The 9,872-nt window shown below is 63.9% G+C and carries 10 protein-coding genes and 2 pseudogenes; 7 read left to right on the plus strand and 5 right to left on the minus strand.

Features of this window, described 5'->3' with window-relative positions:
* The first annotated feature begins 67 nt into the window (after positions 1–67).
* Both AB4Z32_RS24145 and AB4Z32_RS24150 read left to right on the plus strand, forming a co-directional pair.
* A complete protein-coding gene (locus AB4Z32_RS24145; protein ID WP_442124414.1) occupies positions 68–391 on the plus strand; it encodes an ArsR/SmtB family transcription factor in 324 nt (107 codons plus the stop codon).
* Complete coding sequence (locus AB4Z32_RS24150) at positions 388–1,365, plus strand: cation diffusion facilitator family transporter (RefSeq protein ID WP_442124415.1); 978 nt, start codon at positions 388–390, stop codon at positions 1,363–1,365. Before AB4Z32_RS24145 ends, AB4Z32_RS24150 begins: the two co-directional genes overlap by 4 nt.
* A gap of 31 nt (positions 1,366–1,396) precedes the next feature.
* On the opposite strand, the gene cysK is transcribed toward AB4Z32_RS24150, so the two are convergent.
* The 3 genes from cysK to tcdA are packed head-to-tail and all read right to left on the minus strand — an operon-like array spanning position 1,397 to position 3,829.
* On the minus strand, positions 1,397–2,329 hold the full coding sequence (cysK, locus tag AB4Z32_RS24155) for a cysteine synthase A (RefSeq protein ID WP_442124416.1): 933 nt from the start codon (positions 2,327–2,329) through the stop codon (positions 1,397–1,399).
* A 27-nt stretch (positions 2,330–2,356) separates the two neighbouring features.
* A complete protein-coding gene (locus tag AB4Z32_RS24160) occupies positions 2,357–2,863 on the minus strand; it encodes an FKBP-type peptidyl-prolyl cis-trans isomerase (RefSeq protein ID WP_442124417.1) in 507 nt (168 codons plus the stop codon).
* A gap of 36 nt (positions 2,864–2,899) precedes the next feature.
* Positions 2,900–3,829 carry a tRNA cyclic N6-threonylcarbamoyladenosine(37) synthase TcdA gene (gene tcdA, locus AB4Z32_RS24165; RefSeq protein WP_442124418.1) on the minus strand — a complete coding sequence of 310 codons (930 nt, stop codon included), beginning with the start codon at positions 3,827–3,829 and terminating at the stop codon, positions 2,900–2,902.
* Between the two features lie 102 nt (positions 3,830–3,931).
* Between tcdA and pdxH the strand changes: the two genes are divergently transcribed.
* Complete coding sequence (pdxH, locus tag AB4Z32_RS24170; RefSeq protein ID WP_442124419.1) at positions 3,932–5,119, plus strand: pyridoxamine 5'-phosphate oxidase; 1,188 nt, start codon at positions 3,932–3,934, stop codon at positions 5,117–5,119.
* Between the two features lie 45 nt (positions 5,120–5,164).
* On the plus strand, positions 5,165–6,412 hold the full coding sequence (locus AB4Z32_RS24175) for a class I SAM-dependent methyltransferase (RefSeq protein ID WP_442124420.1): 1,248 nt from the start codon (positions 5,165–5,167) through the stop codon (positions 6,410–6,412).
* A gap of 83 nt (positions 6,413–6,495) precedes the next feature.
* On the opposite strand, the pseudogene tnpA reads toward AB4Z32_RS24175, so the two are convergent.
* Positions 6,496–6,873, minus strand: a pseudogene (gene tnpA, locus AB4Z32_RS24180) (IS200/IS605 family transposase); the annotation flags it as partial.
* A gap of 21 nt (positions 6,874–6,894) precedes the next feature.
* Between tnpA and AB4Z32_RS24185 the strand changes: the two are divergent.
* Positions 6,895–8,105, plus strand: a pseudogene (locus AB4Z32_RS24185) (RNA-guided endonuclease InsQ/TnpB family protein).
* 38 nt (positions 8,106–8,143) lie between these two features.
* On the opposite strand, the gene msrA reads toward AB4Z32_RS24185, so the two are convergent.
* The gene (gene msrA, locus AB4Z32_RS24190; RefSeq protein ID WP_442124421.1) at positions 8,144–8,677 is read right to left on the minus strand and encodes a peptide-methionine (S)-S-oxide reductase MsrA; all 534 of its coding nucleotides are present in this window, start codon (positions 8,675–8,677) and stop codon (positions 8,144–8,146) included.
* Positions 8,678–8,798: 121 nt separating this feature from the next.
* Between msrA and AB4Z32_RS24195 the strand changes: the two genes are divergently transcribed.
* On the plus strand, positions 8,799–9,317 hold the full coding sequence (locus AB4Z32_RS24195) for a flavin reductase family protein (protein ID WP_442124422.1): 519 nt from the start codon (positions 8,799–8,801) through the stop codon (positions 9,315–9,317).
* Positions 9,318–9,462: 145 nt separating this feature from the next.
* Positions 9,463–9,872 (plus strand): acyl-CoA dehydrogenase family protein (locus AB4Z32_RS24200; RefSeq protein WP_442124423.1); only part of this gene is annotated, 410 nt, incomplete at its 3' end.

Here is a 9,872-nt window from a genome sequence, read left to right on the forward strand (position 1 = left end):
GGCAAATAAAGCTTGCACTGGCCTGGATTCTGCGATTAACATGTGAACACCTATTCACATGTTAAAGATGAGCACGCCACCCGACATCGACAATCTGGTCGACGAACTCGCCGACCTGTTCCACCTGCTGGGCGATCCGACCCGGCTGCGCATCGTACTGGCCTGTCTGGCGCAGCCGATCGCGGTGGGCGACATCGCCGCCCAGCTGGAACTGTCCAGTTCCCTGGTCAGCCACCACCTGCGCCTGCTGCGCGCGGCCCGCATCGTCAAGGCCGAACGCCAGGGCAAGCAGGTGTTCTACACGGCTGCCGATGCCCACATCAGCGGGCTCCTCGCCAACATGTTCGAACACATCGCCGAACCCGACTCTGCAACAGGACTGGACACATGAGCCTTCACCACCATCACGACCACGGCCACGGGCACGGTCATCACCATCCCGCCCCGAGCGACGCCGGCCGCGCCTTCAAGCTGGCGATCGGCCTGAACATGGCTTTCGTCGTGATCGAATTCGTCTACGGCTTCATCGCGAATTCGACCGCCCTGATGGCCGACGCCGGCCACAACCTGTCCGACGTGCTGGGCCTGGTGCTGGCCTTGGGCGCGGCGCTGCTGGCGAAGGCCGCGCCGACGCGCCGCTTCACCTACGGCCTGCGCGGCTCCTCGATCCTGGCGGCGCTGTTCAATGCCCTGCTGCTGATGCTGGCCTGCGGCGCCATCGCCTGGGAGGCGGTGCTGCGCTTCGCCCATCCGGAACCGGTGGCCGGCACCACGGTGTCGATCGTGGCCGCGGTCGGGGTCCTCGTCAACGGCTTCTCGGCCTGGTTGTTCATGTCCGGCAGCAAGGACGACATCAATGTGCGCGGCGCCTACCTGCACATGGCCGCCGACGCCGCGCTGTCGCTGGGCGTGGTGGTGGCGGGCCTGGTCGTGATGTACACGGGCTGGTCCTGGCTCGACCCGGCGGTCAGCCTGGTGATCGTGGTGATCATCGTGGCCGGCACCTGGTCGCTGACCAAGGAATCGACGCAGATGGTGCTGGCGGGCGTGCCGGCCAGCGTGGACCTGCCCCGAGTCACGGAGTTCCTGAAGTCACGCGACGGCGTGACCGAGGTGCATGACGTGCACATCTGGGCGATGAGCACCACCGAGACGGCGCTGACCGCCCACCTGGTGATGCCGGGCGGGTATCCGGGCGATGCCGTGCTCGACGGGATCGTCGGGGAATTGCGCAAGGATTTCGCGATTCATCACTGCACGCTGCAGGTGGAGGAAGGGACGACGAATCATGGCAGCTGCGCGCTACATGGGGAGCATGACCATGACCATGTCCATGATCACGATCACGCCCACCACGCACATTGAAATTCCGTGGGCACGGGGTGCCCACGCGGAATTACCCGGCCAGGTTCGCGTACAGAGCGGTGCTCAAATACCGCTCGCCAAACGAAGGAATGATGGTAACGATCAGCTTGCCCGCATTCTCCGGCCGCTTCGCCACCTGCATCGCCACCCATAGCGCCGCACCCGACGAGATGCCGACCAGCAGGCCCTCTTCGCGGGCCGCCGCGCGCGCGGTCTCGAAGGCGTCCTCGTTCCTGACGGTGACGACTTCGTCGTAGGCCTTCGTATTCAGTACCTGGGGAATGAAGCCGGCGCCGATGCCCTGGATCGGATGCGGTCCCTTGGTGCCCTTCGACAGGATGGGCGAGGCTTCCGGTTCCACGGCAATCGCCTGGAAGCCGGGCTTGCGCTGCTTGATGACTTCGGCCACGCCGGTGATGGTGCCGCCGGTGCCGACGCCCGCCACCAGGATGTCGACCTTGCCGTCGGTGTCGCGCCAGATCTCCTCGGCCGTGGTGCGGCGGTGGATTTCCGGGTTGGCGGGATTGTTGAACTGCTGCGGCATGAAGCAGCGCGGATCGTTGGCCACGATCTCCTCGGCGCGGCGGATCGCGCCCAGCATGCCCTCGGGACCTGGAGTAAGGACCAGCTCGGCGCCATAGGCGCGCAGCAGCATGCGGCGCTCGTTGCTCATGGTTTCCGGCATCACCAGGCGGCAACGGTAGCCGCGCGCCGCGCACACCATCGCCAGCGCGATGCCGGTGTTGCCGCTGGTGGGTTCGACGATGATGGTGTCGGGGCCGATCTTGCCGGCCTGCTCGGCCGCCTCGATCATGGCCCAGCCGATCCGGTCCTTGACGCTGTGGGCCGGGCTGTAGAACTCGAGCTTGGCGACGATGTCCGCCACGCCTCCCTGGTTGAGGCGCCGGATGCGCACCAGGGGCGTATTACCGATCAGTTCAGTAACGTCGTTCGCGATGCGCATGTTCCCTCCAGGTCAGCTTGGTTTGACTTATTTAACGTCCAGCAGTTCCACGTCGAAGATGAGATCCGCATCCGGCGGAATGCCGCCGGGCGAACCGCGCTTGCCGTAGGCCAGTTCGCTCGGGATGATCAGGGTGCGCTTGCCGCCCACCTTCATGCCGGCCACGCCCTGCTCCCAGCCCTTGATCACCATGCCGGCGCCGAGGCGGAAATCGAGCGGCGAGCGGCCCGGGTTCAGCGAGGAATCGAATTTGCGGCCGCGCTGCTTGGCGGCCATCGGCTTGTAGAGCCAGCCGGTGTAGTTGACCGTGATATTGCTGCCGACGGTGGCTTCCTTGCCCTTGCCGACGACGGTGTCGATGATCTGGATCTGCGGCGCGGCGGACTGCACGGTCGGCTGTGCCGGCGTGTCGGTCGCCTGCTGGGTGCTGCCCGGGTTGGCGGCCGTGGTCTGGGCCTGGGTCTGGGTCGAATCCTGCGCGTTGGCGGCGGTGGCCGCCAACAGCAGGCTCAGGAAGGCGATACGACGGATCATGGAGCCTCTTTCATGGTTCAGTAAAAATAACTGAACCTATGATAACAAGGCCTCCCCGGCTTGCACAGCGTCGTTGGCGGCGGGCGCCGGTTCGGCCACGTGCACCGGCACGACGGCCGGGGCGGCGACGGCATTCGCCGCTTCCGCCAGCTTGCGCAGCATGTGGCCGGCCGCGACCATGCCGAAAGTGGCGGTCACGACCATGCTGGAGCCGAAGCCCGCGCAGTTCAGGCCGGTAATGCTGTTGGCATCGATCGCGCAGGCATCGCCCGCTTCCGGATAGCGCAGCGGTTCCATCGAGAACACGGCGTCGATGTGGTACTTGTTCTTCTCGCCCTTGGCGAAGCCGTACTGGGCGCGCAGGATCTTGCGCACCTTCTTCAGCAAGGGCTCCTGTTCGGTGCGGGCCAGGTCGCGCACTTCGATGCGGGTCGGGTCCGTCTGGCCGCCGGCGCCGCCGATCACGATCAGCGGAATCGCGTGATCGCGGCAATGGGCGATCAGGGCCGCCTTGGCCTTGACGCTGTCGATGGCGTCGAAGACGTAGTCGAATTTGCCGGGCGCAACCATCTGCGGAATATTGTCCGGATCGATGAAGTCCTCGACCAGCTCGACCTCGCAATACGGGTTGATCAGCGCGATGCGCTGCTTCAGGGCCTCGATCTTCGGCATGCCGACGGTGGTCGACAGGGCCTGGATCTGGCGGTTGATATTCGATTCGGCAACGTTATCGAGGTCGATCAGGGTCAGACGGCCGACCGCGCTGCGCGCCAGCGCCTCGACGATCCAGGAGCCGACGCCGCCGACGCCGATCACGCAAACGTGCGCCTTGCGAAAGCGTTCCAGTGCACGCTCACCGTAGAGGCGGGCGATGCCGCCGAAGCGGCGCTCGAAATCGATCTCATCGCCAGATTCGTCGATGCGTCCTTCGGCGGGCGCAAGAAGAGAGGTGGGAATAGTCGTCATGATTGCCCTATTCTACCGGACGGGATCGCGTGCATTGCTCTAAAATAACTTTAGGTCAATCATTTTCTTAGGCTCCTTTACGCCTCCGCAACAGTCACCATCATGAACGAGCTTCTCCACGATACCGCCCCCGATTTCGACCAGCCGGTCGCCGTGCTCAAGCATTGCCACGGACGCATCCGCAAGCAGCTTGCCACCCTGGAAAAACTGCTGGTCCACCTGCCCGAACACGGCGCCGACCAGCAGGCCCGCCAGGCCGCCGGCGCGGTACTGAAGTATTTCGAGAAGGCCGCCCACCTGCACCACGAGGACGAGGAACAGGACCTGATCCCGATGCTGCGCGCCGTCGCCCAGGGAGAAGACGCCGCCACCCTGCAGGCGCTGGCCCCGGTCATCCTGCAGGACCACAAGGACATGGACGCCATGTGGCAGGACCTGCACGAGCAGCTCACCGCCATCGCCGATGGCAGCGGCACCCAGCTCTCGAACAGCACCGTGCAGCGCTTCAGCCAGCGCTACCTGAACCATATGGAGCGCGAGGAAAGCACGATGGCGCCCATGGCCATGCGCCTGTTCAGCCCGCAGCAGATGGCCCAGCTGGGCCAGGCCATGCAGCGCCGCCGCGGGATCTTGCCGCCGGCCGCCGCCATCGGCGAACGGGTGGCCGACCTGCGCAAGGATTACGGCCAGGCCAGCCTCGACGAGAGCGAGGTCGCCGACGATCCGATCCGGCAGTTCACCCGCTGGTTCGAGGAAGCGCTGAAGGCCGAGGTCAACGAGCCGAACGCGATGGGCGTGTCGACCGTGGACGAGCAAGGCCGGCCGAGCTCGCGCATCGTGCTGGTCAAGCAGTTCGACGAACGGGGTTTTACCTGGTACACGAACTACGACAGCCAGAAAGGAAAGCAACTGAACGGCAATCCTTTTGCAGCTCTGCTATTCTTTTGGAGCGAACTTGAACGGCAGGTGCGGATCGAAGGCAGAGTCGAACGCACTTCCGCCGAAGAGAGCGACAAATACTTCAACAGCCGACCCCTGAAGAGCCGGCTGTCGGCGATCGCGTCCCATCAGAGTGCGCCGATCGCAAGCCGCGCAGACCTCGAACACAACTACGAGGACGTCGCGCGACAGTATGGCGAAACGCCACAGCGGCCACAACACTGGGGTGGTTTTCGTCTGGTGCCGGAACGCATCGAGTTCTGGCAGGGGCGGCGTTCACGCTTCCACGACCGTGTCGTGTACACGCGGCAGGAAGACGGCGGCTGGACGCGGCAACGTTTGCAACCGTAAAGCCGGCTGCGAAGCTGGCAATATGTACGTGCCGGAGGTATTCGCGTGTTCGACCAGCTGAAGTTATCCGCCTGGACCACAGGCATCCGCAACAAGTACAACCTGCCGCTGCGCGTGGAATTATGGAATGGCGAGCAGGTTGATCTTTCGTCCGAACAACCACGCGTGAAGATTCGCGTGCCGAGCCCCGGGGGCCTGCGCTACCTGCTGTCCCCGACCCTCGACAACCTGGGCGAAGCCTATGTCGAAGGCGCGCTCGAGATCGAAGGGCGAGCGGCTGACATGATCCAGATCGGCAACTCCCTGGCCGAATCGACCGGCAAGCCGGCGCGCAGCAGTCGCGTCGCCAGCGCGCTGCGCATGGTCTCGCAGCACACCCGTGAAAAGGACGCCGAGGCGATCCGCTACCACTACGACGTCTCGAACGAGTTCTACCAGGAATTCCTCGACCCATCGATGGTGTATTCCTGCGCCTATTTCGAGAACGGCGACGAAGACCTGGCCACGGCCCAGACCAAGAAGATCGACCACATCCTGACCAAGATCGGCGTGCAGCCGGGTCATACCCTGCTCGACATCGGCTGCGGCTGGGGTGCGCTGGTGCTGCGTGCGGCGCAGCAATTCGGCGCACGATGCGTCGGCGTCACGCTGTCGGAAAAGCAGTTCGAGCTGGCGCGCGAGCGCGTGGCACGGGCCGGGCTGCAGGACCGGATCGAGATCCGCCTGCAGGACTATCGGGACGTCGACGGCTGTTTTGATCGTATCACCAGCGTCGGCATGTTCGAACACGTGGGCGTGCAGAACCTGCCGGAATACTTCGGCCGCATCAACAAGCTGCTGGCCCCGGGCGGCGTGGTGATGAACCACGGCATCACGACCACCGACGTCGACCAGCGTGCAAGCCCCTACGGCGGCGGCGAGTTCATTGACCGCTACGTATTCCCGCACGGCGAGCTGGCCCACCTGTCGACCGTGATCCGCACCATGCAGGAAGGCGGGCTCGAGGTGCGCGACGTGGAAAACCTGCGCCGCCACTATGCGCGCACCTGCGAGATCTGGACCGACAACTTCGAGAACAACGCCGACCGCATCCGCCGGCTGGCCGATCCGAAGACCTTCCGCATCTGGCACGTCTATCTGGCCGGCTGCGCCTATGCCTTCGCCCACGACTGGATCAGCCTGTACCAGATCGTGTGCGGCAAGGCGGGCCAGGAACCGGCCCAGATCCCGTGGTCGCGCCGCTACATGTACGACGGCAGCGGGGCTATCGACATGCTATCGACCCGGCATTGATCCCGTGCGCGGCAAACCCCGTCCTTGAGGGCGGGGGCAAGCGCGCGGACGGCGCAGCCGTCCCTGCGGTCAGGCTGGCCTTTTCGCTGCGGTTCGATGTATTGCCGGATGACGGCGATCGTAGCCCCGCCACAGCTGTCGGCAAAGCAGGATGGCGACCACAGTGCGCCACCCCATAGCTTGCTTCGAATGCTGGGGTAATTCTTCTTTTTGATCACGCGGCCGGAAACACCTTTCAGGCTGTTCACCAGGCTGGACACGGCTATTTTCGGTGGGTAGTTCACCAGCGGGTGAAACATGATCATCCTCGCCATCGAACTCCGCAAGCTCGGCCTCGAAGTCCTGGCAGACGCCGGCAAAGATGCCGCGCAGCTCGGCAAGCACCTCTGCCGTGAAGGCATTGGTACGTGCATCAGAAAGACGCAGTGTCGCCCTTGACGGATCTCGTTGTCCGGGGTCATGGACCAACTATCGTCGACGTTATGGAACGTCTACAAGCCTTTCAGTTTCAGCTAATGCCAACCGGCGGGCAGGCGCACGCCATGCGGCGCTTCGCCGGTGCGCGCCGGTTCGTGTACAACCGGTCGCTCGCACTGCAGAAGGAAAACCATGCCGCGGGCAACAAGTTCATCGGCTATGTGGCGATGGCGAAGCAGCTGACCGGCTGGCGGAACAGTTCGCAGACCCCATGGCTGAAGGACGCTCCCTGCCACGTCCTGCAACAGGCGTTGAGAGACCTGGACCGGGCCTTCACGAATTTCTTTGGCAAGCGGGCGGCCTTCCCTTCCTTCAAGCGCAAGGGTCGCAATTCCGCTACCCGGACCCGAAACAGTTCAAGCTCGACCAGGCTAATGCACGCATCTTCCTGCCCAAGCTGGGCTGGCTGCGCTACCGTAACAGCCGGCCGGTGCTGGGTGAGCTGCGCAACGTCACCGTCAGGCTGTCGGCTGGAAAATGGTTCGCGTCCATCCAGACGCGGCGCGAGGTCGAAGCGCCGGTGCCTGTCGCGACAACGGCCGTCGGTATCGACGTTGGCATTGTCCGCTTCGCCACCATGAGCGATGGCGGCTACCTCGAGCCGGTGAACAGTTTCGGCCGGCACCGGCAGTGCCTGGCGCGTTACCAGCGCCGCATGCGCCGCATGGTCAAGTTCAGCAACAACTGGAAAAAGGCCAAAGCACGAATCCAGAAGCTTCATGCCCGGATCGCGAACGTGCGCCGGGATTTCCTGCACAAGGCGACGACGGCGATCAGCAAGAACCACGCGCTCGTCTGTATCGAAGATCTGCTTGTCAGGAACATGTCCAGGTCTGCCAGGGGCTCGTCCGACGCCCCCGGCAGGCGTGTCGCCCAGAAGTCCGGCCTGAACCGCGCCATCCTCGACCAAGGATGGGGCAAATTCCGGCGCCAGCTCGAATACAAGGTGCCGTGGATGGGCAGCACGCTGCTCGCCGTCCCGCCTCAGGACACGAGCCGCACCTGCCCGTGCTGTGCTCATGTGGCCAAAGAAAACCGGGTGACGCAAGCATGGTTCAAATGCGTCAACTGCGGATACGGCAACCATGCCGACGTGGTCGGCGCGATGAATATTTTAGAGCGAGGGCATCGCTTGTTAGCCTGTGGAGAGTCGGCGCAGTCGGGCCGCTCGATGAAGCAGGAACCCGCCGAAGCGACTACGCGCAGCTCCGCGTAGCGCCGTAGGAATCTCCGTCCTTTAGGGCGGAGAGGATGTCAACACTTCAACCGTTCCGCAAACGTCTTGCGGAACTTCGCCACCTTGGGCGCCACCACGAAGGCGCAGTAGCCCTGCAGGGGGTGCTGCGCGAAGTAATTCTGGTGGTAGTCCTCGGCCTTGTACCAGGTCTCGGCCGGCAGCACCTGGGTGATGATGGGCGCGTCCCAGACCGCCGCCATTTCCGCCATCACCTTGCGCGCCGTCGCGTCCTGCTCGGGCGAGGTGGTGAAGATGACCGAACGGTACTGGGTGCCGACGTCGTTGCCCTGGCGGTTCAGGGTCGTCGGATCGTGAATGGTGAAAAAGATTTCCAGGATGTCGCGGTAGCTGATCACGCTCGGGTCGAACTCCAGGCGCACGACTTCCGCATGCCCGGTGGTGCCGGCGCACACTTGTTCATAAGTCGGGCCGGAGGTGCTGCCGCCCATATAGCCGGACTCGACCCGGGTCACGCCGCGCGCCTCCAGGTACACGGCTTCCAGGCACCAGAAACAGCCGCCGCCCAGGATCGCCACTTCGGTTTGGCTCATACTCGGTCCTCGGGAAATAAGGGATTTTTCATGGCTTCACTGTAAACGAAAGTGCACGCCCGTGCATGCCGGCTCCGGAGCGGCTCCGGGCGGCCGGGTCATTGATGGCATAATGGCGAAAATGAACACCAGATCCCCCCGCGCCACCGAGCGCGGTTTCGATTCCGCGCATTTTCGCCAGGCCCTGTCCCAGTTTGCGACAGGCGTCACCGTCATTACGACCCGCCTTGCAGACGGCAGTTTCCGCGGCCTGACCGCCAGTTCCTTCAATTCCGTCTCGCTGGAGCCGCCGCTGGTGCTGTGGAGCCTGTCGGGCAAGGCCAACAGCCTGCCCATCTTCAGCGGCAACTCGCATTACGTGATCAACGTGTTGTCCGCCGGCCAGGAAGAACTGGCGCGGCGCTTCTCCCGCCGCAGCGAAAACCCCTTCGCCAGCACCGACTACGAACTCTCGCGCACCGGCCAGCCCATCCTGAAAGGCGTGACCGCCTGGTTCGAATGCCACAACCGCAGCCGCTATCCGGAAGGCGACCACGTGATCTTCGTCGGCGAAGTCGAAGAATGCGCTGTGCATCCCCAGCCGGCCCTGATCTTCCATGGCGGCCAGTTCGGTACGACAGGGGTCAGAGCCCGGTGTTGATTGCCTGGGCTCTGACCCCGGTTCTCAGCCGCAAAGCGATTTCAGTGAGAAAAGTGAAAATCGCTGTCGCAGTTTCAAAAGCCGCACAAGAACAGGATTTCTATAATGCCTCCATTCCAACAAGACCGACTGAGACAGGAGCCCCATGAGCCGTTCCGATTCGCCCCGCAAAGCCCAATTCCACTGGGATGACCCGCTGCTGCTGAGCCAGCAGCTCACCGACGAAGAGCGCATGGTGCGCGATGCCGCCGCGGCTTACTGCCAGGACAAGCTGCAGCCGCGCATCCTCGAAGCCTTCCGCCACGAAGCCATGGACACGTCCATCTTCCGCGAGATGGGCGAACTCGGCCTGCTGGGTCCGACCATCCCGGAACAGTACGGCGGCCCCGGCCTGAACTATGTGTCGTACGGCCTGATCGCCCGCGAAGTCGAGCGCGTCGATTCCGGCTACCGCTCGATGATGAGCGTGCAATCCTCGCTGGTGATGGTGCCGATCTTTGAATTCGGCAATGAAGAGACCAGGCAGAAATACCTGCCGAAGCTGGCCACCGGCGA

Origin of the sequence: Massilia sp. 2TAF26 (genome assembly GCF_052115005.1) — a bacterium.
In the GTDB taxonomy this organism is placed as follows: domain Bacteria; phylum Pseudomonadota; class Gammaproteobacteria; order Burkholderiales; family Burkholderiaceae_D; genus Telluria.

Excerpts from the sequence above, each read along its gene's own strand:
- AB4Z32_RS24145 (WP_442124414.1), top strand. The coding sequence starts at position 68 with ATGAGCACGCCACCCGACATCGACAATCTGGTCGACGAACTCGCCGAC.
- cysK (WP_442124416.1), bottom strand. The coding sequence starts at position 2,329 with ATGCGCATCGCGAACGACGTTACTGAACTGATCGGTAATACGCCCCTG.
- pdxH (WP_442124419.1), top strand. The coding sequence starts at position 3,932 with ATGAACGAGCTTCTCCACGATACCGCCCCCGATTTCGACCAGCCGGTC.
- AB4Z32_RS24195 (WP_442124422.1), top strand. The coding sequence starts at position 8,799 with ATGAACACCAGATCCCCCCGCGCCACCGAGCGCGGTTTCGATTCCGCG.
- msrA (WP_442124421.1), bottom strand. The coding sequence starts at position 8,677 with ATGAGCCAAACCGAAGTGGCGATCCTGGGCGGCGGCTGTTTCTGGTGC.
- AB4Z32_RS24160 (WP_442124417.1), bottom strand. The coding sequence starts at position 2,863 with ATGATCCGTCGTATCGCCTTCCTGAGCCTGCTGTTGGCGGCCACCGCC.
- tcdA (WP_442124418.1), bottom strand. The coding sequence starts at position 3,829 with ATGACGACTATTCCCACCTCTCTTCTTGCGCCCGCCGAAGGACGCATC.
- AB4Z32_RS24150 (WP_442124415.1), top strand. The coding sequence starts at position 388 with ATGAGCCTTCACCACCATCACGACCACGGCCACGGGCACGGTCATCAC.